This is a genomic window from Pseudocalidococcus azoricus BACA0444, assembly GCF_031729055.1.
Lineage (GTDB): Bacteria > Cyanobacteriota > Cyanobacteriia > Thermosynechococcales > Thermosynechococcaceae > Pseudocalidococcus > Pseudocalidococcus azoricus.
The window spans coordinates 415,146-438,824 of the sequence record NZ_JAVMIP010000001.1 but is presented as its reverse complement, the minus strand read 5'-3'; the positions used below and the strand labels follow the sequence as shown (position 1 = coordinate 438,824).

Here is a 23,679-nt window from a genome sequence, read left to right as displayed (position 1 = left end):
AGGACTGAGCAACAATGACAAAATTTTCACCTCTCAAGTGGCATTTTTTTCGGTACACTCGCTTCAAGTTAAAAGCCTGGCGGCAAACTACATCCTCTCTTTGGTTCGCGTTCCGAAGATTTGCTGATCTCTCCCAGCCCCCGGCTCCCTTGGCTGGCTCCCGCCGCTTTATTGTTCTATTTGCCTTGCCTCTATGTCTAATCGGATTTTCTAGTTTATTGGCTGGGCCCTTAGCTGAGGGTTCTCTGGCCCAAACCGCAGCTGCCGCCACAGATCCCTACAAGGCTATTGACGCAGCCGACACAGCCTGGATGTTAGTCAGTACAGCCTTGGTTTTGTTGATGACACCCGGCCTAGCATTTTTCTATGGTGGCTTAGTCCGCTCCCGCAATGTCTTGAACACCATCATGATGAGCCTGGTTTCCATGGCAGTAGTGGGGGTAACCTGGGTGCTGTGGGGGTATAGTTTAGCCTTCAGTCATGTTTCCCTCAATGACAAGAATTTTGAAACTGGGATTGGAGCCTTTATTGGCGGCTTGGACTGGCTTGGCTTACACGGTGTTAATCTGGCCCCAGATCCTGGGGGAATTTATGCCGCGACCATTCCCCATGAACTGTTTATGGTCTATCAAATGACCTTTGCCATTATTACGGTGGCCTTGGTATCAGGCGCGATTGTGGAGCGGATCAGTTTTAAGGCCTACTTTTGGTTTCTGATCCTATGGTCAACTTTTATTTACTCGCCCTTAGCCCATATGGTTTGGGGACGGGGCTTTTTAGGTAGCATCAATGCGCTCGATTTTGCCGGGGGGACGGTAGTGCATATCAGTTCTGGAGTCTCGGCCTTAGTAGCGGCCTGGATGCTAGGGCCGCGCAAGGATCATCAAGTTGCCCCCATGTTGCCTCACAATGTGCCCTTTGTTTTGCTCGGGGTGGGTTTGCTCTGGTTTGGCTGGTTTGGCTTTAATGGCGGTAGTGCCTTAGGGATTGGTGGTGATGTGGCCAAATTACCTTCAGCAACAGTAGCAGTGGTCGCAACAACGATTGCAGCAGCAGCAGCAGGCTTAACGTGGATGTTGGCGGAATGGCTACTACGAGGTGTCCCCACTGCTGTCGGATTAGGAAGTGGTTTTGTGGCTGGCCTGGTCGGAATTACTCCTGCGGCCGGTTTTGTGACTCCCCTGAGTGCGCTGGCGATTGGGGTCATTACAGCCTTGTGCTGCTATGGAGCCGTCAACTTAAAAGCCAAGTTAAAGTTTGATGATGCTCTGGATACATTTCCGGTCCATGGAGTGGGGGGAACAGTCGGGGCCCTTTTAACCGGGGTGTTTGCGACCAAAGTGGTCAATGGTTTTGCCAATACCGATGGTTTACTGTCCGGCAATCCAGGCCAGCTGCTTCCTCAACTCACCAGCATCATCGTTTCTTGGGTGTTAGCGGGTTTCGGTACATTCATTATTCTCAAACTACTGTCATTGGTGATGGACTTACGGGTGAGTACCGATGTGGAGGATGAGGGCTTGGATATTCATGAGCATGGTGAGACAGCCTATGGCGGTGATTTTCCTAGCGAAATCAGTCTCAAGCGTTAACTCTGGATGCCTGATCAGAGAGATTAATCTTTGAAGATGATTGAAATCATGCTATGGCATGATCCATGTGGGGTTAGATTGGAGCAGGTCAGCAAAAGTTCTGAGGCAATGCCTTGAGAATTTCTACCAGCTTAGATATAGCCCCTCGACCCGGATAAACTTAAGCTTTGCCTTTGCTTTGGAAAGCGGATCATGGGAGAGAATAGGGCCTGGATATGATTCAGTTGTGCCTCAGTTTTTAAGGATTTCCTATGCGCTTGCGCCCAAGTTACCCGGCCAAGTTATCCCATTGGTTATTGCGGGAAAATACAGCGCAGGGGCACGAGCAGTCCCAGGCCTGGTGGCGGGTCATGTGTCTGACGGGTGTGGATTACTTTTCGACCCTGGGCTATCAACCGGGAATTGCGGCTTTGGCGGCTGGGGCCCTCTCTCCCGTAGCAACCTTGATTTTGATCCTCCTAACACTCTTTGGCGCGTTACCAATTTATCGGCGGGTGGCCAGCTTTAGCCCCCAGGGAGAAGGCTCCATTGCCATGCTGGAACATCTCCTTCCTTGGTGGCAGGGGAAATTGTTTGTCTTGGGCCTGTTGGGCTTTATGGCAACAGACTTCATGATTACGATTACCATTTCCGCCGCCGATGCCACGGCCCACCTCTTAGAGAATCCCTTTGTACAGGGCCTGGGACTGTTTCCAGGGGAAAATGTTCTCGTCACATTGGTTTTGATTGTCCTCCTAGCCCTTGTTTTTCTGCGGGGTTTTCGGGAGGCCGTGGGGATTGCCGTGCCCTTGGTAGTTGTCTATTTATTCCTGAATACCATCACGATTATTGTGGCTGGCTATCATGTCATAGAAAACTGGGGGCAGGTGGTGGCCTGGAAAAATCTCCTCTTCACCAGTTATCCAAACCCACTGCTGCTGCTGGTGACGGCAGGGTTACTCTTTCCTAAATTGGCGTTGGGGCTATCGGGCTTTGAAACCGGGGTGGTAGTGATGCCCTTGATTCGGGGTCAGGCCGGAGATACAGAAGATCAACCCATCGGCCGGATTAAGAATACCGGAAAAATGTTGGGTCTGGCGGCGGTGCTGATGAGTATCTTTCTGTTATCCAGTAGTCTGGTAACCATTTTTTTAATCCCGGCGGCAGAATTTCAAACTGGAGGACGCGCCAATGGCCGGGCCCTCGCCTATCTTGCCCATGAGTATTTGGGGAATGGGTTTGGCACGGTTTATGACATCAGTACCATTTTAATTTTGTGGTTTGCCGGGGCTTCGGCGATGGCGGGGCTGTTGAATGTAGTTCCCCGCTATTTACCCCGCTATGGCATGGCTCCCAGTTGGACAAGAATGCGGCGGCCCTTGGTCTTGGTCTATACCGCCATTGCTTTTTTCGTTACCGTGCTCTTCCAGGCCAATGTGGATGCCCAAGGGGCGGCCTATGCAACGGGGGTGTTAGTTTTGATGAGTTCGGCCGCTGTCGCTGTCACCTTGGCCTTTCGACATCGCCCAGGCCTGGCTAAATGGGGCTTTGGCTTTATTAGTCTGGTTTTTGCCTATACAACTCTTGTCAATATTGCCGAGCGACCGGAAGGGATTAAGATTGCCAGCTTTTTTATTGGGGTGGTTGTGATCATTTCCCTGATTTCCCGCGTCTGGCGGTCTACGGAATTACGCATTGAGTCGGTCAGCTTTGATCCAGCGGCAATGGAGTTTATTAACCAGGAAAGTAACCATCAAGGGATTATTCGTCTGATTGCCCATCGCTACAGTGCCAATACAGTCCCCAATGACTACCAGGCCAAGGAACAGCGGGTCCGTGAGGATGACCATATTCCGCCAACAGATTCAGTCCTATTTTTGGAGGTGCAGGTTGCTGATGCGTCCACCTTTAGCCAAACCATTGGAGTTCAGGGGCTAACCATTGGAGAACAGCGGGTTTTACGCACCCAGGCCGCGGCGATTCCCAATGCCATTGCGGCAATTTTGCTCCAAATTCGGCATGATACAGGCCAACTCCCCCATGTTTACTTTGGTTGGGCCGAGGGACATCCGATTAAGTTTTTAATCCGCTTTATCTTGTTTGGCGAAGGAGATACGGCCTTAGTGACGCGGGAAGTGTTGCGTCAAGCCGAACCGGATCCTGAGCAACGGCCGAGAATTCATGTCGGGGGATAGGGGAAGTTTGAGGACGCGATGGGGCAAATATCGTTACAGTAAGGGAAGTAAAGTTTTGTCACAAACTCCTATGCCCTCTCAACCGTTTCTAACGCCAGCAACCGTAATCAGGGATCCGCAAGCCCCGGCCTGGTATGCCCTAGACCCGGTTTGGCAAGGAACAACGGATGTGATTCCCGTGGGATTACCCCATGCCCTGTTGGCCCCGGCCTGGCAGATTTTAATTTTGGGAGACGGCTCGCCAACCCGCCATTTACAACTCCTCACCGGAGAACCAACAGAAGTGGATGTGATTGATATGTCCCTAGTTGGCCTGGATCCAGATCATGCGCCACCGGCAATCACGGCAATTCCTGGCCCCAGACTCAGACGACAGGTGTGGCTACGGACAGCTTCGGGGCAACGTTTGGCCTATGCCACGTCTTGGTGGGAAGCTGCCCATGTGGATGAATATCTCCAAAACCGGGCTTTACCCATTTGGGCAAGTCTGGCCAAACTAAAGGTCGAACTGTATCGGGATATTCAGGGGGTTTATTTGGGTCATTCCCCAGAGTTAGCTGCTGCCTTCGGGGAAACCGGGCCGTTTTGGGGCCGACATTACTTGTTCTGGCACGATCATCGCCCGTTAACAGTCATCTATGAAGTTTTTTCACCCTATCTCTGTCGCTATCTGGGTCCCATGAGTTGTCATCCTTAAGTTAATCGGTGACTCTTGCGCTCAAGTCCCTAGATCAACACCTTGGCTACAGGAGGTTGTGCCCCAGGCCTGGAGAGGTAAGAACCGACTAGAGCTTGCTTGTTCTGAGCATCTTGAATCAACTCCATGACGACAAAGCCATGAATACCCGTTAGTTCTGCAAACCAGGCCAGGCCCATACCCCCGCTGAATGTCGATCATGACATCGGTATTAACCAAGTACATTTAGACTCTAAACCTGCTTTCGGTGTTCAGCTTGATCGCTTAATCTGCGGGCATATTCTTGGCTATTAGTAATATCTGGCCGTGAGTTGATCACCCCAATACTTTCCCAGTAGGCAACAAGCTCAACTCCGGTTTTGGGCGGGTTTTGCAGAAATGGGCGAAAGGAGAGAACTCGAAGAATATATTCCGGCAGCGGTAGATTTAGTTGGGCAGCCTCGTCAGAAAGCTCGTTCTCTAGGCCTGATGGTAATTCCAAAGAGATAGTCATTGCCTGGAGTCTTCTACACTACGAAGTTAATACAGTGCCATATTACAAAACCTTTCACCCCTTTTGGGGTTGATGTATTGATTGCCGAGCCTGTGTTGCGAGATAGCCTGAGATTGAATGCTAGAGAACTGGTACAAAGAGCAAGAACGATATGAGTCTGAACTTAACTAAAGCTGAACAACAACACCTAGCTGCGGTCAATATACAAGTCGCTCAACAATTAGGTCAGGCTCTGAAGAATCCTGAAATCTTAGCCGATATACCCAATGGAGCCGCTGTTTTTCCGATCACCGCTGATGTTTGAATTAATGAGCAAAACGAGAAACTTGCTGCGATCGCTCTGTCTGAGGGGAAGCCTGTTCATTGGATTAAAATCGAGGACTTGACTAAAACAGATAGCCTCAGCACCACAGAAATCGTCACTGCATATTAAACTCGATCTCCAGGCCAGGCCAAAATCCACTAATCCATTAAAAAGGCCGGGGGATGGGCATTCTTGGCGGGGCAGTTTTCCACATCAGATCAATTTCTTCAGGGGTGAGGCCATAGGCTTGATTGACTAAATCTGAAAGTTGAATTTCCAAGGTAAGGGCTTCGGCATTGCGGGCCTGGATTTGGGGGGCATAGTCTTGATAGGCTTCTCGGAGTTCTTTCAAACCCTTGGGGCTAAGGCTCTCGGTTTTGGGCTTTCTGGCTCTGACTTCTTGGACAAACTGATCACGGTCTAAGCTAGCAAAGTTTTCGAGTTTTTGGCCGAGTTTGGGAATGTTCTGTTCGGTCTGGAGCCAATCCAGGAGTTCTCGATGGCTGGCCTGGTTTTGTTGGGTGATTTCAATTAAGCGACTCACTTTAGGCTCAATTTGTGACTTTATTTGATCAGTCGGCAACGCAATGGGTAAAGACTCAGTGTAAATATTCTTTAGTCTTAAGGTTTCATTGATTCGATAAATGGTGTTCCTAAAAAGGTAGTACCACATCATCGGAGAGTTCAAAACGGCTAGTAAATACTGATCATTTGATTGCAATATAAAACATAAATCATTTGTAAATGTTCCGGCTAAGTCCAGACAAAATTCTGAATATGTTGATAAATCCTTCCAGACTATTTTGGGATATTCAAAAAGTTCCCAGTAGTCAACTGCATCTTGCATCTCGTACCATTCCAGAAGTGTTGAAAGTTAGCTTAAAGTACAAAAAAAGGGCAGAAATTAAGTATTCTCCCTTTAAATAAACAAAAAAATAGTGAGAGTATAATGGCATCACTTACAAACATTTTCAAATCGATTCTCAAGCAACTCAGCAGTCACGATTACCCAGTTCTTAACTCTCAACTATTTTTCAAAATCTAGTTAACCTACGTCATAGACCAAGGATTAACGAGTATGCGAGCCTTATTTTACCGTTTAAACAAATCAGGAATTGAGGTTGATATATCCACGTTTTCAAAAGCCAATAAAACTCGTGATGATGGTTTATTTCGGCGAATCTATGCTCAACTGATTCAGAGAGTTAGACGGAAAAATCCGGATTCAACATTAATGTTATTCCCGATTGACTCAACCGTAGTCACTCTAACCAGTCAACTCTTTTGGTCGCAAGGATATCATCAAGTCAAGCTCCTGAATGGATTTAACCTGACTCAGAATGTCACGAGTGACTGTGTGATTAACTTCGGTCAAGAAAATGATCTTAAATTTATCGAGCAAATCCTGACAATGATTCCGGAAAACACAGCTGCTCTAATGGATAGAGGGTTTGCTGATTGGAAATTTCTGGACGATCACCCAACCAAGGGGACACATCCCGCTCCAGGCGTTGCATATTCACCTTGGCGTGACTCTCTGCCCATTGAGTTTGAAACTTACTGAACCATTCCCTGGCCACAATCTCAAACCGCCCTGACTCACTGGCAAATTTAGCCGCCTGGGTAGCTTTGCGCTCCGCAGATGGGTTTATGCCATGGGCTAACAGCTTCTTGGCCTCATCCCGCCGCTGTCTGGCATCTGCCAAAGTGATTGCAGGATAAAGCCCCAGGCTCAGGAGCTTTTCTTTGCCCTAATACCGATACTTCAGCCGCCATCGCTTATTTTCCTTGGGCGGCACTTCCAGAAATAACCGACTGCCATCAAAGGGCTTTTGGGGTTTCTCAGTCGGTTTAGCCTTACGGATAGCTAGTTCTGTCAGCATTGGGGGTAGCTAGTCTGAGACAAGGGGGCAATACCCTAATTCATACCCCCACTTATCCCTAGCTTATCTGAGACAACATGAGACTGACTGAGACAACCAATAAGGCTGTAAACCTTTACCAGCAATACTTTATAGACATTATCAGACTGTCTCAGATAAATATTTCATGGGTCGCCTGGGATTCGAACCCAAGACCAATCGGTTAAAAGCCGAGTGCTCTACCGCTGAGCTAGCGACCCACTGCTTTGCGCCTTAAATTCAAGGCATTTACCAAGGTAACACATCCGATTTGCTCTTGGATAGTAGGTTCTATTTAGGCAGGGTATAGGTAAATGGTGTCCCCCAGTCGAGTTCCATAGATTTGGGCTGCAGAACCCTGGTTAATGGCAATTTCAAGCCAACCATGACTACCGATCAGGGCAATGGGCTGGTCGGGAGAAACTTCGCTGTAGATCTGCATCAACGGTAAAGTTAGGGCCTGGTACTGAACCATCCACGTCCCGCCTTGGCAGAGTGTTTTTGGCAAGGTTGAGATGACATTCCCAAAATGATCAATGCCTTGGACAATTCCCCGCCAGCCCACAGAGGTTTGTTCCGGTTCCAGGCCAGGTAAACGGATTAAAGCAGCCGGATCAATTGGATTTCCGAAAGAACCGAGGGCTACTCCCAAGGATAAATGGGCTGCTACGGGGGCAAAAATATCTCGGCCATGGAACGTGGTACTAATTTCCAATGGGAGCCAATAGTCTGGATTAGTTAACTCGACGGCTTGGCTAACCTGGGCCTGGTGCAGTACTCCTGTAAAAATCCCGTTATCTGGGCCAACTAAAACCCCTTGACTCGTTTGGATGGCTAGGCCCCGGCGACTACTGCCTACTCCTGGATCCACCACCGCTAGATGGATGGTTTGAGGATTAAAGTAGGGCGTGGCCTGGCGGAGTTGGAACATTGCGGCATGACAGTCGTGAGGAGCGATGCCATGGGTCAGGTCAATGATGGTTGCGGTGGGGTTAATTTGGAAAATGATGCCGCGCAGAATGCCTGCATAAGAATCTTGATAGCCAAAATCAGTCAGCAGGGTAATCATCGGAGCAGGTGTGAAAGCAGCCGACATAAACAGACTGGTGTAATCTACGACTAAATCATGTAATAATTCCCGATCATTTGCAGAACTATTTTACGGAATGCAACCATGTTGAATGACACCGACCGGGTACAAGTCCTCAGCGAAGCCCTCCCCTATCTCCAGGCCTTTGCCGGACGCACGGTGGTTGTCAAATATGGGGGTGCAGCCATGAAAGACAGCAACCTGAAAGCAACGGTGATTCGGGATATTGTCTTTATGTCCTTTGTGGGAGTCCGACCCGTAGTAGTGCATGGGGGCGGCCCAGAAATTAACACCTGGCTAACCAAACTCAACATTGAACCCCAATTCAAGAATGGCCTGCGAGTGACCGATGCCCCCACAATGGATGTGGTAGAAATGGTTCTGGTGGGGCGGGTCAATAAGGAACTGGTCTCCCTGATTAACCAGGCCGGGGGGCAGGCGGTGGGACTCTGTGGTAAAGATGGGAACCTCATCCAGGCCCGCAGTCAGGGACAAGATGGGATTGGCTTTGTCGGCGATGTTCAAAGTGTAGATATCCGCGTTGTCTCGACCCTAGTTGAAAAAGGCTATATTCCCGTCATTTCCAGCGTTGCTGCCGATGAAACCGGCCAAGCCTACAACATCAATGCCGATACCGTGGCCGGGGAAATTGCCGCTGCCTTGGGGGCCGAAAAACTGATTTTGCTGACAGACACCGCAGGAATTTTACGGGATTACCACGACCCCAGCACCCTGCTCTATAAACTGGATATTGCCCAGGCCCGTGAACTGATTCAAGATGGAACTGTCTCTGGGGGGATGATTCCCAAGGTCAATTGCTGTATCCGCTCCCTCGCCCAAGGTGTCAAAGCAGCCCATATCATTGACGGGCGGATTCCCCATTCCCTACTTCTGGAAATTTTCACCGACTCTGGGATTGGCTCCATGATTGTCGGTTCTTCCTGTTAACCCAATACCCAACTCTACCTCCATGGCCAGTCCCTTCAGCAACTTTGATCCCAACCGCCTCCTTACCCTCGAGGAAGCCCAGGCCATTGAGCAAACCCTCCTTCCCGCTCAAGAACGATTTTTAATCCGGGTGGCTCTCTATTCCCTGCGCTACCTGAAACCCATGGCCGAGCAAGCCCAGGTTTCCCTAAATCAACTCAGTCCAGAGCTAATTTATCAAGGGCTGGAGCAGGACGAAACACTGCTAAAAGAAGAACACCAATCCCCTGGCTTCCTCACCTGGTATGGACAATTTTTGATCGCCTCCCTCAATCAACTCAGACAGGCCGGCGAGTTTTGCCAGGTGAGTCCAGAGGAACTGAGCTTAGAGCAAGTTATTGATTGGTTTCGATCACAGGCCCAACAGCGACTGAGGCATTAGCTTTACTGGTCAGTTAGGGTTTCATGACCGCCAAAAAGTTTGTAGATTCCGTAGCCAATCGCCCCAGCCACCGCAAGAGGAGCAACAGCCACGATGGCAGTGCCAGCAATCGCCCCTCCGCCAACAATGCCACCGATACCAGCCAAGGTACTCATAATTGCAGCCCCAGATGCACCACCTGCAACCGTGATTGCCCCAGCCCCAGCCACACCAGCAGCGGCCCCAATTCCTGTTGCAGTTCTTGCCGCCGCCCGTGCAATCCGCTCTTCTGATCAAAGGTTGAGTTGATCTTTGAAAAGGGTTTCATTGATAATTTTGGCTCCAGCGTAGGCCGGCCCTGCGGCTAAAACTGCTGGCCCCATCGCCATACCACCAACAACAACAGTACCTGCGGCTGCAAGTCCAGAGGCAATTCCGGCTCCCGAAGTTGCAGCAACCGTTAATCCCGTAGCTGTGCTGACTGCTGCCCCCAATGCCATGCCAGTTTTAACTACCTCCTGTGTGACCTTAGTATCATCAATTCCTTTGACTACCTGCGCGCCATTTTGAAGGAGATCGTTAATATTGTTGCCTGGATTCTCCAAAGACATAGGCCTAATCCTCGCTTAAATCAAGCTGTAATCATTTACTTGAATCTTAACTATTAGCTTCCCGATCCAAGGCCAACTCCACCTGGCGAAACTCTTGCTCAAGACGGGTTTTCAGTTTTTCGGGGACGGGGCGATTGGGATAAGAACTATAGTGACCAGCCAAAGAATTTAAGGCAGTACGCATAGTCGTAAAGGAAGTCAAGCTGGTCAAGTTGTCATCACGGCGATAAAGGGCAATAAAGCTATTGATCTTGGTGCGGGCATCGGCCTGGGCGGCGGCTTTTGTGGGGTCATCTTCAGGCAAGGCAATCGCCTGGCGGAGGCTATCAATAACAGCAATGGTGTCTTGGCGAAAATTACCACTCAGGCCTGGGGGAGTATTACTACACCCGGTTAAGCCGATTGAGATCACTAGGGCTAGGCTGAGGGCAAAGCTTAAGAAACGCTTCATAAAAGTTAAACCAGTCGGGAAAAAGAGCCTGAAGATATCTCTAATATTTCCATATCCCTAGAATCATCCGCTAGAGAATAAGGAAATATCGCGAGTTGCCAAGACGAGTCTGCCTGCAATCTTAGGAAATTGTTAAGTAATTATGAGAATTTTGGCAAGAGTTGTTAAGATAATTAACATTATGATTCTCTTACTCTTGCTGGTTATTGGCTTAGTGATTTGGTCGGTGCGGCTTCTCCAGGGAGCTTATCGACTCAAGGATTCGTCCTTAGCAATTGCTAGTGTGTTGGTGGCTGTCTCGGCTGGGGGAGTCGTGATTGTCTATGGCTTAATGGATGGCTGTTTGGGGCAATTTAGCCAAATGGGTCTAGCCCAGGCCAATACCGACCTTGAAATTATCATGTCTGGAGACCCGGAACTAGTCTCAACAGCGGTCACCACTGCCCCAAATCTCTAGGGCTAAAGTTTTCCCAACGGTTGATGTTCAGCCCGTCACGTTAAGATATGAGTATTTTTCAGACAGATTAGGTAACGTTTATGTCCCTTTTGTCCATCGTGGCGGCAATTGCTGTTCTCGGACTTTTAATTTTTGTCCATGAATTAGGACACTTCTTAGCCGCACGGACTCAGGGCATCTATGTTAATCGCTTTTCCATTGGTTTTGGCCCGGTCTTGTGGAAATATCAGGGCCCAGAAACAGAATACGCGCTGCGGGGAATTCCCTTGGGCGGCTATGTTGGCTTCCCCGATGATGATCCCGATAGTGCAATTCCCCCTCAGGATCCCAATCTTTTGAAAAACCGCCCGGTGTTGGATCGGGCCATCGTCATCAGTGCGGGGGTGTTAGCGAATCTCCTCTTTGCCTTTGTGCTGATTCTGACCCAGATGGGCCTCTTTGGCATTCCCCAAATTACCTATCAGCCGGGGGTCTTAGTACCACAATTAGCGACCGAGAGTAGTGTTGTTGCCTTTCAAGCCGGGGTCAAAGCTGGAGACCGCATTACAGCCGTCAATGGCTATCCCTTAGGAGCAAACGCTGAAAGTATTACTTACTTGATGGAGCAGATTCAGTCTCACCCCGGGGAACCGCTTCAGTTAGACGTTGCTAGGGGCGATAGTATCGAAAATCTGACGATTGTACCGGAATTGGGCGAGGATGGTCGGGCTAGGGTGGGGGTACAATTGGCTCCCAACGTGGAAGTGACCCGTGAACATACCCTCAATCCGGTTAAATTAGTTGGCGCGGCGGCCCGGGAGTTTGAGCGGATTACCCAGTTGACGGTTAGCGGTTTTATTAAACTGTTTCAGCACTTAGATCAGGCCGCCTCACAAGTGTCTGGGCCGGTGGCGATTGTGGCCATTGGGGCTGATATTGTCCGCTCTAATTTTGGGCAGTTATTTCAATTTGCCGCCTTGATTAGTATTAACCTAGCCGTAATTAATATTTTGCCCTTACCGGCCTTAGATGGGGGTCAACTAGTCTTTTTGCTGATTGAAGGGCTGCGGGGTAAACCTTTACCAACTCGGATTCAAGAAGGGGTCATGCAAACGGGCTTGGTTTTGTTGTTGGGCTTAGGGATGGTTTTAATTGTGCGCGATACGGTCAACCTAACTGGCCTGGCCTGGATGCAGCAGTTATTTTAAAAGCTCCATAGCCTGAGTCAAACCAATACTTAAAAACCCTGCCTAGAGTGACACCATTACCCCCGGTATGGGCCTGCCAATGCTGATGTTGAGAGTCTAACCGGTAATGATCTCTAGCCAGTGGGAATGAGGTGACATTGAGAAGCTTCTTATGGTGGCTCATCCCTACCAGGCCAGGGGAAAGCCACAACCGTAGAACATTCTCAATCTGCTCCTCCTTAAATGCCCTATCTTTACCCCAGACACAGTAACGTTAAGAAACGCGTCTATGTCTATCAACGGTCATGAATTAGATGAGTTTTGCCAATCGTGACGGGCCTGGAAGGCTTGGTCTAATCTAGGGGTGTTGGCCAAGGGGATGAGGTGGTGATGTGAGTGAACTGGAACTAAATCCATGGTTGGGTATGTTTTAATTCTGGCGGTTATTATCTTGGGTGGGGCGATTGCAACCGTCGGCGATCGGCTGGGGTCAAAGGTCGGTAAAGCCCGTTTATCTCTCTTTAATTTACGTCCTAAGCAAACCGCCGTTTTAATTACCATTCTGACGGGGAGTCTAATTGCTGGTTCAACCCTGGGCATATTATTTGCAGTTAGTAAAGAACTGCGGGATGCTGTATTTCGGATTGAATCAATTCAACGTCAACGCCAAGCTGCAGAAGTGGAACTCAAAACCGCTCTGATTCAGAAAAATTCGATTGAGTCGGATCTAGCCGCATCCCAGGCCAACCTTTCCCAGGTCAAAACCCAACTAGCCGGGGCCACAAAGAGCCTCAAAGCCGCCCTTACCCGCCAGGCCCAGACCCAACGCTTATTTAAACAACTCCAAGCCCGCTATCGCCAAACCCAGGCCAACCTGGCCCAAGTCCAGGCCAAAAGCCGCACCCTGCAAACCGAAATTACCCGTCTCCAGGCAGAACAAACCACGGCCTTGCGTCAACTCCAGACTGCCCAAGGTCAACGCCAAGAACTCGAAATAGCTGTCACCGAGATACAAACGCGTCTTGCCGCTGCCGAACGCCAAAAGCAAGCCCTTGAGGACTCCATTGCCACGATTCAAACCCAACTCGCCAGCGCCGATCAACAACGCCAAGCCCTGTTGGATCAACAAACCAAACTCCGCTCTGAAATCAAGACCTTGGAAACCAGTCGCCAACGCCTTGAAGAAAATGTCGAAGTCCTCCTGCTGGGTTTAAGACGCGGAACCATTTCGATTCGGGCGGGGCAAGTGTTAGCGGCTGGAGTTGTGAAAAACATTGATAGCCCCACCAAAGCCCAACAGGCCATCGAAGAATTTCTCCGCCAGGCCCGCCGCAATGCAATTATTTTGAATAATCCCCAAAACATTAAACCCACAGATCAGGTCATTCAAGTTACAACGGCAGATATTGATCGCCTCATGCAGCAGCTATTAACGGGCAAAACCTATAGCGTGCGGATATTAGCCGCAGCCAACTATCTCCAAGGCGAGGCCAATATCTTAGTTGTTCCCCAGGCCGCCGAAAATACCTTGATTTTTGAGCCGGGAGCTACCATTGCCCAAATTCGCCTCAATCCCAGCAAAATGAGTGACGAACAAATTCTCCAACGCTTAGATGCCCTCTTTAGCACCTCCAATCAACGGGCCATTGAAGCTGGGGTTTGGCCTGATCCAGTCAGCGGCACTGTGGGAGCCTTTGATCAAATTGAACTCGTCAAGTTTATTTTGGCCTTAAGAAACTATCCCGGTGAGATGGAAATTAGTAGTATTGTTCCCCAGGCCATCTACACTTCTGGGCCAATGAAGCTGGAGTTAGTCGCACGACAAAACCAAAAAATTATTTTACGGGGCGGCTAGACATCGCTAGGCAAGAGCAAAAGCAAGCTTTCGATGAATTAGGCTGATTCCTGCGGCTTTAACCAACTCGCAAATTCACTAGTAAAAGTCCCCGCTAAAATTGCCGTCCGAATTCGTTGGGTAAAACGAATCAATTCCGTCAAGTTGTGAATCGCCAACAGGGTAAACCCCAAGACTTCCTGAGCGCGAATTAAATGACTTAGGTAAGCCCGACTAAAGTTTTGGCAGGCATAGCAGGTACAGGTTTCATCCAGGGGGGTAAAGTCTGTTTTGAAGCGAGCATTCTTGAGGTTCCAACGCTCCCCTTGCACTAAAGCAGAGCCATGACGGGCCAGACGGGTGGGAATGACACAATCAAACAAATCAATTCCGGCGGCAATGGCCTGGGCCATTTCCCGATAAGTACCAACTCCCATCAAGTAGCGGGGCTTATCTTCCGGTAACAGGGGCGTAGTTGCGGCCACGACTCCGGCAATTAATTCCGGCGGTTCTCCCACACTCACCCCCCCAATCGCGTAACCGGGTAAGTCCAGTTTGACCATTTCAGCGGCACAGGCCCGGCGGAGGTCTAAATATACTCCTCCCTGAATAATGCCAAAGAGGGCCTGGGGATGGGATAGCGGGGAATTGGGGCGGTGATAATGGGCCTGGTGACAGCGATATAACCAACGGATTGTCCGCTCTGTGGCAGCTTGTACCTGTTCACGGGTCGCGGGATAGGGGGGACATTCATCAAAGGCCATAATCACATCAGCCCCCAATTGCCCTTGAATCTCCATGGCGATTTCTGGACTCATGAAAATCTCCTGCCCATCCTTAGGAGACTTAAAGAGCACCCCAGCATCACTAATGGCCCGCATTTGACTGAGGCTAAAAACCTGAAAGCCGCCAGAATCCGTCAAAATTGGCCCCGACCAACCCATAAAGCGATGCAATCCTCCCGCCGCCGCTATAATTTCTTCCCCAGGTTGCAAGTGGAGATGGTAGGTATTGGCAAGGATCATTTGCGCGCCAGTGGTGGCCAGTTGGGCCGGTGTCACCGTTTTCACATTGGCCAGGGTTCCCACCGGCATAAAACGCGGCGTTTCAATGATGCCATGGGGGGTATGAAAGACACCGACACGGGCTTGGGTTTCGGGACAACGGGCCTGGCAGTCAAATTTAAACACAGGGGTACTTTAAGCAATATTTACAAGAGTTTATGTAATTTCTGCCATATTCCGACCGACATATAGGAGTCTGTGGCATGATCATTTAGTAATCTATGATGCTGTTTTTTGATACAGGAGTCATCTATGTCCCTCCAACTCGGGGATGTCGTACCCAACTTTACCCAAGATTCTTCCGTAGGCGAACTTAACTTTTACGATTGGGCCGGAGATAGTTGGGTGATTCTCTTCTCACACCCGGCGGACTATACCCCCGTTTGTACTACCGAATTAGGGGTTGTGGCCAAACTGAAAGACGAATTCGCCAAGCGCAACGTGAAAGTCATTGCCCTCAGTGTAGATGATGCTGACTCCCACCGGGGTTGGATCAGCGATATCAACGAAACCCAGAACACCACTGTCAATTATCCAATTATTGCCGATGGGGATAAAAAAGTTTCTACCCTGTATGGCATGATTCACCCCAACTCCAGCACTGGCAACACCTTAACAGTCCGTTCTGTGTTTATCATTGACCCGAACAAAAAATTACGTTTAACCATCACCTACCCCGCCAGCACTGGTCGGAACTTTGATGAGCTTTTACGGGTGATTGATTCTCTACAATTGACGGATTACCACAGTGTTGCTACCCCCGCTAACTGGAAAGATGGGGATGATTGTGTGGTAGTGCCGTCCATTCCAACTGATCTGGCTCGGGAAAAATTCCCCAAAGGCGTGACTGAGGTCAAACCCTACCTCCGGTTAACTCCCCAACCCAACAAGTAAGCTCACCTATAATCTCAAGTGAGATATTGAGACAATCTTAAGAGTTACCTGAGTCAAGAATGCCCTAATTCCCAAACTTAAAACTCCAACGGCCACTGTCGGTAGCTTTTTCTTTAATCGAGATCAGCTATGGGCAGTTTTTTTTGGCCTGGGTGATTTTTAAGTTTACGTCTAGTTGCCCGTTTAAGCCCCTTGATTTTGGGCGAACAAGAAAACCTATCTTCAGGGGAGTCAACCCATCTTCAACGAGCGCAGAAATGACTCTACATTCAACAATTCCACAGGCAACGATCTCAACTGGGGATAACAAGTCAGAATCTCAGCACATTGAGAAAATTTATTCTGATCGTCAAAGCAGTTTCGAGGTTTTCTAGGCTTAGTCCTGATTTTAAGGACAAAAAAATTGACTACCTCAATGCACAGTCCTGACTGTTAAGCCGTTTACCAAACCATAACCGCATAATTTTTTTCTTTTTTTAATAGTCTCTGATCTACTAATTCTAGATAAATAGATCTTCTTATAGTAGTAGTAGGGCCTGTGGAAACTGTGGAAAACTTTTTGAAAGTCTCTTCCCATAAGGGATTAAACCACTTTAAGCCTGTGGAAAACCTGTGGATAAAGTAGGTGAGTTTTCCACAGGGCATTAAATTTTGTAATCTTTTTCCACAACTCCTTCATGTTTTCCACAGGTTTTTCCCAAGGTTTTCCACAGAAAATAGGCACTTTTCCACAAAACTCTGCTGGAATCTTATTGAGTTCTGAGGTTTTCCTCAGGCTTCGGCGGGGCGACTGGCGAGATTGATCCGGTCACTGAGTTGTCTTAGTAGGGAACCCATTTCGGGATCTGTGCGTTGCAGTTCAGTTACTTTTTCACAGCTATACATCACTGTGGTGTGGTCTTTGCCGCCGAATTCTTCGCCAATTTTGGGTAAGCTCAGCCCGGTGTATTGACGCATCAGGTACATCCCCACCTGTCGGGCCACGCTAATTTCTCGCCGCCGTGAGTTACCTTTGAGGTCTTCAATTGCAATGCCAAAGGACTCTGTAATCACGTTGAAAATAATTTCTGGTGAGGCTTCAATTTTTCGATTGGCAGGATTCAAAACTGGGGCAATATTTTCCACAGTCATAGATAAGCCAGAAATGGAAATATAAGCCACAGCCCGAATTAACGCCCCCTCTAGTTCGCGAATGTTCGAGGTGTAGCTAGAGGCAATGTATTCCACAACTTCCCGCGGTAAGCGAATGTTTTCGTACTCGGCTTTTTTCTGGAGAATTGCCATTCTCGTTTCTAAATCTGGCGGTTGAATATCCGCAATCAGGCCCATAGAAAAACGCGAACACAGTCGTTCTTGGAGCCGGGGAATTTGGCTCGGGGGGCGATCCGAGGCGAGAACCACCTGTTTACCGGCTTCATGGAGGGTGTTAAAGGTGTGGAAAAACTCTTCTTGGGTGTATTCTTTACCTTCAATAAATTGAATATCATCAACCAAAATGACATCTACGGCCCGGTAGTGCTCCCGAAAGGTTTGCATACTATCTTTCCGAATTGCCGCAATCAGGTCATTGGTAAATTGCTCTGTGGAAACATAGAAAATTTTGGCCTGGGGGTCAATTTCTAGCCGATAGTGGCCAATGGCCTGCATCAAGTGGGTTTTTCCCAGGCCGACTCCTCCGCAGAGAAAGAGGGGGTTGAACTCCCGGCCGGGGGACTCGGCAACTGCTAAACAGGCCGCGTGGGCCATGCGGTTATTGGGCCCAACCACATAGCGGGAAAAAACATACTTGGGATTAAGTTCTCCAATCCGGTCACGACTGGGGGCTGGGGGCGGGACGAGCAAAGAGGGGCCAGATTGATTCGGGACTAGCTCCATGGTTTGGGGGGGAGGATTGGGTATCTCTGTTGACTCTTCACTGCCTTGGGCAATTGCTAAGCGGATCTCCACCGGATATCCCATCACATCATGGGCAACATCAGAGATGGTTTTTAGATAGTATTTATGCAGCCAATTACGGGCAAAAGGATTGGGCATACAGACCACCAGCACCTTACCATCAAAGCTTTCCACAGTGGCAGTTTTAATCCAGGTTTCAAAGGTGGGACGGCTGAGGAGGAGTTGAAGTCGCTCGAGAATTTGATTCCAAAATGTTTCTGGGGAAATCTCCACACTGGCCTCTGGGGATGGAAACTGGGAATATAAATTTGGATTGGGCATGGTAGGATCAGAATCCCGCTTAGAAATACCTAAATGGGAAAAATTATTTGATTTTTGGCTTGCAATAATTCATCACGGCTAAGAAGATTATACGGCTATGACTAAACGTACTTTGGGCGGAACGGTTCGCAAACGTAAACGGACATCCGGCTTTCGGGCTAGGATGCGAACACACACAGGCCAACAGGTGCTTAAGGCACGGCGGCGTAAAGGTCGAGCCCGCTTAGCTGTGTAATGCTCCCAGGCCCCCATCGGCTGCGATCTCGGCATGACTTTAACCACATTTATAAAGAGGGCAAAAGTTGGCACGGGCCATATTTTGTTACTTGGTTACTCCCTCGCGCAACCCTAGAACCAGGCCTGCCTCTGTCAACCGCTTCATTCCTCGTAACCCGGATTGGCCTGGTAGTTGGCAAAAAAGTCAGTAAATTGGCCATCAGACGTAACTGGGTCAAACGCCGTATGCGCCAGGCCTGCTGGGAATTATTAAAGGAGATCGAACCAGGCTGGGATGTGATTTTAGTAGCCCGGCGGGCAGTATTAGATCTCCAAGCCAATCAATATCTGCCAGAATTAGAGCAGTTACTGGCACAAGCAGGTATCTTACATGGGCATTAAAGAAGACATTTACTATGAAGGTGGCCCCCACTGGGGGGATTTACTGATCAATATCTTTTTAGGTTTTACAGTGATCTGTTTACCGCTAACCGTTGGGGCAATTGTTCGGGCCTTGTGGGTGCGCTATCGCATTACAGACCGCCGCATTACTATCATTGGTGGCTGGTTAGGGCGTGATCGCTCGGATATTGTCTATGGCGAAGTAGCCAAGGTTGTGACCGTGCCGCGGGGCTGGGGAGCCTATGGGGATATGGTCGTGACCTTAAAAGATGGAAATCGACTGGAAATGCGGGCTGTGCCAAGGTTTCGTGATGTTTACGCCTTTATCTCGGAACGGTTAACCCCCCAGGCCCAGGGTGTCAGTGGGGCCCTCGGCCGCTAAGATAGGGGTCAGATTGCGATAAGATTGCTGTTCTTGCACTAGGGATTCATTTAAGTTCATGGATTTTGGTATTGGGTTTCTTTCCAGTAATGTCATGCTGCCGATCCTGGATTTTTTCTACGGGATTGTGCCCAGTTATGGCCTGGCGATTGTGGCGTTAACCTTAGTGATTCGATTTGCGGTTTACCCCCTCAGTGCTGGCTCGATTCGCAGTATGCGGCGGATGAAAATTGTTCAGCCCCTCATGCAAGAGCGTGTTAAGGACATTCAAGAGCGCTACAAGAGTGACCCGGCCAAGCAGCAACAGGCCATGTCAGAGGTTTACAAAGAGTTTGGTAATCCCTTAGCCGGCTGCTTTCCCTTACTCCTCCAGTTGCCCATTCTCTTTGCCCTCTTTGCTACCCTCCGGGGATCGCCCTTTGCTGATGTAAAATACCCAGTTAACTTACAAATTGTTCCAGCCGACCAAGCGGTGCAGGTTCAGCCCTATGCCAGTAAATCTCAAAATATCTATGTGGCTGAAGGAACTCATTACCCGATCCAAGCGGTGTTACCTGTAGGCACTAAGCTCACGGTCGGGGAAAAGATTGATTTGGCCTTTCAAACTACGGAAGGTAAGCCCCTAGGAGATATCCTGGGAAATTATCCAGAAACAGATATTCAACCCCACTGGCAGGTCACTCGGGGACAAGAACGGGTCAATCTGGATGAAAACGGCCATCTTGTTGCCCTCCAGCCTGGTGATGTCACCCTTGAAGGCATCGTTCCTGGTATTGCTTCTAAGAAAGGGTTTTTGTTTATTGATGCCCTTGGGCGAGTTGGAGCCTTAGACAATGAACTCTTTATGACGGCCCCTGATGGTAGTAAGACCGTGAATTGGGACGGGATTCACTGGGATATTTTGTTCATGATCTCAGCTTTTGGGATTAGCTTGTACGTTAACCAACTCCTATCTGGCCAAGGTGCAACTAGTAATCCTCAGCAAAATCAAGTCAATCAACTGACTCCAATTCTTTTTTCAGGGATGTTCCTCTTTTTCCCCCTCCCGGCTGGAGTTTTGCTTTATATGTTGATTGCTAATATTTTCCAGACAGTCCAAACCTTCATTTTGCAGCGAGAACCCTTACCGGAAAACCTGCAAAAACTCCTGGATGAAAAGGAAAAAGCAGAAGCGGTTAAAAATCGAGATGCTCTGCCTTTTGAGGCCGGTAAAGCCAAACGAAAAACTAGTAGCTAGTCACTCCCTTAGATTGAATCCACTCTCTTGAGTTAACTATGAGCGATCCGAAAATTGAACAGGGATGCCAATGGCTAGAGCAGGCCCTAACTAAATCTGGTTTTCCGGCTGTAATTTCCGTGATTGAGCCACCCGTGAGTCAGTTAAATGGCTGCTGGCTAAAAATTCAGGCCGAGAGTCTGACCCCAGAGCAGCGGAGTCAGCTTTTGGGTGCCCAGGCCAACTTACTCAACTCTTTCCAATACCTGCTCAATGCCACCTTAAATTTGGGCTTACCGAAAGATGAGCATTTGATCTTTACGTTGGAATTAGGGGATTTCCGAGCCCAACGCTATCAGGAACTAGTCAAATTATCGGAGTCTGTCGCTGAAAAAGTGAAAGAAACAGGGCAAGCTTATCAGTTTCCAGCCTTGCCCGCAGTTGAGCGGCGGATTATTCACACCCTTTTGCAGGAATATCCCGAACTGAATACCCAAAGCCAAGGGGAAGAACCGAATCGTCACTTAGTGGTTTCTTTACAGGCCAATCCCTCAGATACTTCCGAATTGAACATACCATCACTTTAGACCTGACTAAAGCAATTAAAAATCTGATCTCTCCCAGGCCAAGCTTTCTGAATTGTCCCTAGGGTCGCTGGTTTTTTGACATTGACAACATCGGTAAAGCCCGAGCCGATTGGGGGGGTAAGGCATAGGCAGCCATCTTGTCTGGGGGATGATTCCGCTGCCAACGTTGCCAGGTTAACCACCGCCAGGCCAGGGCTGAGCTAACGGCTAAAAGCCCCAGAAGCACCAAGCCTCCATAGCCACCCATGCCACCAATGGCCGTATCCACAGACCCAACAATGACTACAAAGGCGGAAATCGGTTCTTTACGGTAGGCAGTACGGAGAAAACGGGGCCAAATCATGGTGCTTAGGTTAGAAAGTAATAGAGATCGTGCCAATCAGTTTAGAACAAGCCCAACCAAGAAAGAAGCCCTTGACCTGTAAAATATTCCACTAACAAGACGGCCACTACCCCAACCATTGCGGCCCGGCCATTTAAGCGCTCGGCAAAACTGTTAAAGCCAAACTTGGGAGTTTCTACGTTGGGAGTCCGGGTTGGTTCTGTCATACAGAGGTTTTTAACGTCCTAAAGAATAAGAGTTTAGCCAAGGTAGCTCCCTGGATTGCCCCCATTCTAGCTTGATTCCCGCTTAAGAGCCTAAGACTAGGGCATTCTGGGGAAAAGCTAATACGAGTTCAATCGTTTCAATTATGGAGTGTCCTTGTCAATTTTTGCTGCTGAGTTACGGTTAATGGCCCGCCCGAGGGTATCCGGCAGTTTGGTAATCGCTTCTTGGATAAAGGCCTGGATAAATTCATCGCGGCGATTCAGTTGGAATTGTTGCTGGACGACCTCACTCATGCCCCCATCGCCCCAGTCTTGATCTTGGCGGAAATATTCAATAAAACTTTTCCCAGCAATGCGGGTTAAATAGGCGGCCCCAACACTCTGGATTGCCCGCCCAACAACAATGCCCCCGACACTGAGTTGTAAAGCAGTCGCCACTAAGTCCATCGCCCCTTTGACAATCCCCAAACTGGCTAAGGTGCGCCCCAAAGAGAGGGCTAATTCCCGGCCCCGGGCTGCATTGAGATCACACCCATAGACGCGGCCAATTTCCACCACCATTTGGGCATTGACAGCGGCAGCCGCAAGTAAATCCACGACTGGAATTGGCGTAACACAAATGACTCCAGCCCCAATCCACTGATAGCGTTCGACAATTTTATCGGCCTGACGTTTCCGTTGGCGGTCAATGAGACGGCGGGCTTCTTCCCCCAGACGTTGGGATTGGAGGAGGATATTATCCGCAACGAGATCCTGTCCCTCGGCCCGGAGAATCGCTGCAATCCGTTTTAAGACAGGCAAAATGTCGGGATCCGGGATCACCGTATTACTATTTTCCAAAATAATGGGTTGAGGAGCGGCGGCAATGGCGACAACATCGGGTGGGGCAATAATGCCTTGGAGACGGTGGCGGAGTTGGGCTAGGACTAAGTCCCGATCTGCTGCGGTCATCCGATCAATTTTGTTCAAAACCACCAGCGAGCGTTTGCCCATTTCCACCAGGCTGACTAAGGGGAGATATTCCGATTGCCGCAGGTCGTTATCTAAGACAAACAGGAGTAAATCAGCTTCCGTGGCCAGTTGGCGGGCCTGTTGCTCCCGTTCTGTGCCAGCAATCCCTGCTTCCAATATGCCTGGGGTGTCGGTAATCCAAATATCTTGGTCAATCCCCCGCAACTGGAGGCAATAGGTGGCTCCCATGGTGGTTGTTCCCATCGGGGCACTGACTTCACCGACAATTTTACCGACAATTGCATTCACTAATGAGGTTTTGCCCGCCGAACCTGTGCCAAAGACAACTAAGCGGATATGTTGACGACTAAAACTATGTTCTAATTCTCGGGCTTTGGCTTGGAGGGCCAGGCGGGCAACTTCATCTTCGACTTGGCTGAGTTGTTTTTGCAGGGCTTCCAGGGTTTCAACTGCCGCTTCGGTTTTTTCTACCGGGGCCTGGGGGCGGGGCGGGCGGGCTTTGGTTTGGCGCACCAGGCCAAGGTAGTGAATCAGGGCATAGAGGAGAGCTAAGAAGACCAGAATCAGGACAACTAGGAGGATATTGGCCAGGAGGGGGCTGGAAAAGGCAATTTGAACATACAGGCCATGGAGGGCCGCCACTAACCAGAGCATTAATCCTAAAACAATCCCCAGGCCAAGAATCAGCAGCAGTGAACGGGACATGGGTTAGGGTAAATACTTGGCGAAATAACTGAAAAATGGCAAACTCAAGGGCTGATTCCGGCTGAGGCGAGTCATTAACCAAAACAATGTCAAAAAATATCCCGATGTCCAGAGGCTATTGAGAAATAGGAGGCTAGTTTCTGGCCACATTTCAGTAGTTCCGGCTCCTAAATTCAAGGCCCCATAACCCACCGCCCAGGCCAAGGCTAAAAGAATGACTAACCGGCTGATTTTGCGCGGCTCGGAATTGACTTGAGATTGCCTGATAGTCCAGATGGCTGGGAGCACACCAAAAACTGGGATCAACGCTAGATAAAGCCAAAGCCGTGTTGCCGGTTTCATTGGGATAACTTCACG

28 protein-coding genes, 1 tRNA gene and 3 pseudogenes are annotated in these 23,679 nt (G+C 49.2%); 16 read left to right on the top strand and 16 right to left on the bottom strand.

What is annotated here, in order from left to right; genetic code table 11:
• Positions 1-14: 14 nt before the first annotated feature.
• The 3 genes from RIF25_RS02155 to RIF25_RS02145 all read left to right on the top strand — a co-directional run bounded on the left by RIF25_RS02155 (position 15) and on the right by RIF25_RS02145 (position 4,463).
• Positions 15-1,592, top strand: coding sequence for an ammonium transporter (locus RIF25_RS02155; protein WP_322876907.1), 1,578 nt, complete (start codon positions 15-17; stop codon positions 1,590-1,592).
• Positions 1,593-1,843: 251 nt separating this feature from the next.
• Complete coding sequence (locus tag RIF25_RS02150) at positions 1,844-3,766, top strand: APC family permease (protein WP_322876906.1); 1,923 nt, start codon at positions 1,844-1,846, stop codon at positions 3,764-3,766.
• A 70-nt stretch (positions 3,767-3,836) separates the two neighbouring features.
• Positions 3,837-4,463 carry a chorismate lyase gene (locus tag RIF25_RS02145; RefSeq protein ID WP_322876905.1) on the top strand — a complete coding sequence of 209 codons (627 nt, stop codon included), beginning with the start codon at positions 3,837-3,839 and terminating at the stop codon, positions 4,461-4,463.
• A 95-nt stretch (positions 4,464-4,558) separates the two neighbouring features.
• On the opposite strand, the pseudogene RIF25_RS17080 reads toward RIF25_RS02145, so the two are convergent.
• Positions 4,559-4,688 (bottom strand): annotated as a pseudogene (locus RIF25_RS17080) (VapC toxin family PIN domain ribonuclease); the annotation flags it as partial.
• Between the two features lie 7 nt (positions 4,689-4,695).
• Entirely contained in the window at positions 4,696-4,956 is a 261-nt protein-coding gene (locus RIF25_RS02135; protein WP_322876903.1) for a hypothetical protein, read from the bottom strand.
• Between the two features lie 151 nt (positions 4,957-5,107).
• Between RIF25_RS02135 and RIF25_RS02130 the strand changes: the two genes are divergently transcribed.
• Positions 5,108-5,260 carry a hypothetical protein gene (locus tag RIF25_RS02130; RefSeq protein WP_322876902.1) on the top strand — a complete coding sequence of 51 codons (153 nt, stop codon included), beginning with the start codon at positions 5,108-5,110 and terminating at the stop codon, positions 5,258-5,260.
• A gap of 166 nt (positions 5,261-5,426) precedes the next feature.
• Here the strand turns inward: RIF25_RS02130 and RIF25_RS02125 are convergent, their stop codons facing one another.
• Together RIF25_RS02125 and RIF25_RS17075 are read right to left on the bottom strand one after the other, a co-directional pair.
• The gene (locus RIF25_RS02125) at positions 5,427-5,804 is read right to left on the bottom strand and encodes a hypothetical protein (RefSeq protein ID WP_322876901.1); all 378 of its coding nucleotides are present in this window, start codon (positions 5,802-5,804) and stop codon (positions 5,427-5,429) included.
• A 54-nt stretch (positions 5,805-5,858) separates the two neighbouring features.
• A pseudogene (locus RIF25_RS17075) lies at positions 5,859-6,107 on the bottom strand (TaqI-like C-terminal specificity domain-containing protein); the annotation flags it as partial.
• 231 nt (positions 6,108-6,338) lie between these two features.
• Here RIF25_RS17075 and RIF25_RS17070 point away from each other — a divergent pair.
• Complete coding sequence (locus RIF25_RS17070) at positions 6,339-6,824, top strand: transposase (RefSeq protein ID WP_407682272.1); 486 nt, start codon at positions 6,339-6,341, stop codon at positions 6,822-6,824.
• On the opposite strand, the pseudogene RIF25_RS02120 reads toward RIF25_RS17070, so the two are convergent.
• The 3 genes and pseudogenes from RIF25_RS02120 to RIF25_RS02105 all read right to left on the bottom strand — a co-directional run.
• Positions 6,742-7,143, bottom strand: a pseudogene (locus RIF25_RS02120) (tyrosine-type recombinase/integrase); the annotation flags it as partial. The gene RIF25_RS17070 and the pseudogene RIF25_RS02120 sit on opposite strands and share 83 nt — an antisense overlap.
• A gap of 167 nt (positions 7,144-7,310) precedes the next feature.
• Positions 7,311-7,382, bottom strand: a tRNA-Lys gene (locus tag RIF25_RS02110).
• Between the two features lie 74 nt (positions 7,383-7,456).
• A complete protein-coding gene (locus RIF25_RS02105) occupies positions 7,457-8,257 on the bottom strand; it encodes an SAM hydrolase/SAM-dependent halogenase family protein (protein WP_322876899.1) in 801 nt (266 codons plus the stop codon).
• A 78-nt stretch (positions 8,258-8,335) separates the two neighbouring features.
• On the opposite strand from RIF25_RS02105, the gene argB reads away from it, so the two are divergent.
• Together argB and RIF25_RS02095 are read left to right on the top strand one after the other, a co-directional pair.
• Positions 8,336-9,199, top strand: coding sequence for an acetylglutamate kinase (gene argB, locus RIF25_RS02100; RefSeq protein WP_015122814.1), 864 nt, complete (start codon positions 8,336-8,338; stop codon positions 9,197-9,199).
• A 22-nt stretch (positions 9,200-9,221) separates the two neighbouring features.
• On the top strand, positions 9,222-9,620 hold the full coding sequence (locus tag RIF25_RS02095; RefSeq protein WP_322876898.1) for a hypothetical protein: 399 nt from the start codon (positions 9,222-9,224) through the stop codon (positions 9,618-9,620).
• 2 nt (positions 9,621-9,622) lie between these two features.
• On the opposite strand, the gene RIF25_RS02090 is transcribed toward RIF25_RS02095, so the two are convergent.
• From RIF25_RS02090 to psb27, 3 genes are all read right to left on the bottom strand, one after another.
• On the bottom strand, positions 9,623-9,775 hold the full coding sequence (locus RIF25_RS02090; RefSeq protein ID WP_322876897.1) for a hypothetical protein: 153 nt from the start codon (positions 9,773-9,775) through the stop codon (positions 9,623-9,625).
• Between the two features lie 117 nt (positions 9,776-9,892).
• Complete coding sequence (locus tag RIF25_RS02085; protein WP_322876896.1) at positions 9,893-10,210, bottom strand: hypothetical protein; 318 nt, start codon at positions 10,208-10,210, stop codon at positions 9,893-9,895.
• A gap of 46 nt (positions 10,211-10,256) precedes the next feature.
• On the bottom strand, positions 10,257-10,661 hold the full coding sequence (psb27, locus tag RIF25_RS02080) for a photosystem II protein Psb27 (RefSeq protein WP_322876895.1): 405 nt from the start codon (positions 10,659-10,661) through the stop codon (positions 10,257-10,259).
• A gap of 181 nt (positions 10,662-10,842) precedes the next feature.
• Between psb27 and RIF25_RS02075 the strand changes: the two genes are divergently transcribed.
• From RIF25_RS02075 to RIF25_RS02065, 3 genes are all read left to right on the top strand, one after another.
• Entirely contained in the window at positions 10,843-11,118 is a 276-nt protein-coding gene (locus tag RIF25_RS02075) for a hypothetical protein (RefSeq protein WP_322876894.1), read from the top strand.
• A gap of 80 nt (positions 11,119-11,198) precedes the next feature.
• A complete protein-coding gene (rseP, locus tag RIF25_RS02070) occupies positions 11,199-12,305 on the top strand; it encodes an RIP metalloprotease RseP (protein WP_322876893.1) in 1,107 nt (368 codons plus the stop codon).
• Positions 12,306-12,699: 394 nt separating this feature from the next.
• Positions 12,700-14,139 (top strand): DUF3084 domain-containing protein, encoded by a 1,440-nt coding sequence (locus RIF25_RS02065; RefSeq protein WP_322876892.1) that lies wholly within the window; start codon positions 12,700-12,702, stop codon positions 14,137-14,139.
• Positions 14,140-14,177: 38 nt separating this feature from the next.
• On the opposite strand, the gene tgt is transcribed toward RIF25_RS02065, so the two are convergent.
• A complete protein-coding gene (gene tgt, locus RIF25_RS02060; protein ID WP_322876891.1) occupies positions 14,178-15,308 on the bottom strand; it encodes a tRNA guanosine(34) transglycosylase Tgt in 1,131 nt (376 codons plus the stop codon).
• Positions 15,309-15,434: 126 nt separating this feature from the next.
• Here tgt and RIF25_RS02055 point away from each other — a divergent pair, with 126 nt between their 5' ends.
• Positions 15,435-16,076, top strand: coding sequence for a peroxiredoxin (locus RIF25_RS02055; RefSeq protein ID WP_322876890.1), 642 nt, complete (start codon positions 15,435-15,437; stop codon positions 16,074-16,076).
• Positions 16,077-16,847: 771 nt separating this feature from the next.
• Here the strand turns inward: RIF25_RS02055 and dnaA are convergent.
• Positions 16,848-18,245, bottom strand: a complete 1,398-nt coding sequence (gene dnaA / locus RIF25_RS02050; RefSeq protein ID WP_322876958.1) for a chromosomal replication initiator protein DnaA — start codon at positions 18,243-18,245, stop codon at positions 16,848-16,850.
• Between the two features lie 145 nt (positions 18,246-18,390).
• Between dnaA and rpmH the strand changes: the two genes are divergently transcribed.
• From rpmH to RIF25_RS02025, 5 genes are read left to right on the top strand one after another with little or no spacing between them, the layout of a single operon-like run.
• Positions 18,391-18,528, top strand: a complete 138-nt coding sequence (gene rpmH, locus RIF25_RS02045; protein ID WP_015126310.1) for a 50S ribosomal protein L34 — start codon at positions 18,391-18,393, stop codon at positions 18,526-18,528.
• On the top strand, positions 18,528-18,911 hold the full coding sequence (rnpA, locus tag RIF25_RS02040; RefSeq protein ID WP_322876889.1) for a ribonuclease P protein component: 384 nt from the start codon (positions 18,528-18,530) through the stop codon (positions 18,909-18,911). Before rpmH ends, rnpA begins: the two co-directional genes overlap by 1 nt.
• On the top strand, positions 18,901-19,293 hold the full coding sequence (locus RIF25_RS02035; protein WP_322876888.1) for a PH domain-containing protein: 393 nt from the start codon (positions 18,901-18,903) through the stop codon (positions 19,291-19,293). The genes rnpA and RIF25_RS02035 overlap by 11 nt, the downstream gene beginning before the upstream one ends.
• Positions 19,294-19,351: 58 nt before the next feature.
• Complete coding sequence (gene yidC, locus RIF25_RS02030; protein ID WP_322876887.1) at positions 19,352-20,530, top strand: membrane protein insertase YidC; 1,179 nt, start codon at positions 19,352-19,354, stop codon at positions 20,528-20,530.
• Between the two features lie 38 nt (positions 20,531-20,568).
• On the top strand, positions 20,569-21,096 hold the full coding sequence (locus tag RIF25_RS02025) for a Jag family protein (protein WP_322876886.1): 528 nt from the start codon (positions 20,569-20,571) through the stop codon (positions 21,094-21,096).
• Between the two features lie 58 nt (positions 21,097-21,154).
• Here RIF25_RS02025 and RIF25_RS02020 read toward each other — a convergent pair whose 3' ends face one another.
• The 4 genes from RIF25_RS02020 to RIF25_RS02005 form a co-directional block, all read right to left on the bottom strand.
• Positions 21,155-21,439, bottom strand: a complete 285-nt coding sequence (locus RIF25_RS02020; RefSeq protein ID WP_322876885.1) for a hypothetical protein — start codon at positions 21,437-21,439, stop codon at positions 21,155-21,157.
• Between the two features lie 41 nt (positions 21,440-21,480).
• A complete protein-coding gene (locus RIF25_RS02015) occupies positions 21,481-21,645 on the bottom strand; it encodes a chlorophyll a/b-binding protein (protein WP_015126304.1) in 165 nt (54 codons plus the stop codon).
• A 141-nt stretch (positions 21,646-21,786) separates the two neighbouring features.
• Positions 21,787-23,322 carry a YcjF family protein gene (locus RIF25_RS02010; protein WP_322876884.1) on the bottom strand — a complete coding sequence of 512 codons (1,536 nt, stop codon included), beginning with the start codon at positions 23,320-23,322 and terminating at the stop codon, positions 21,787-21,789.
• Positions 23,323-23,325: 3 nt separating this feature from the next.
• A complete protein-coding gene (locus RIF25_RS02005) occupies positions 23,326-23,664 on the bottom strand; it encodes a hypothetical protein (RefSeq protein WP_322876883.1) in 339 nt (112 codons plus the stop codon).
• Between the last annotated feature and the right edge of the window lie 15 nt (positions 23,665-23,679).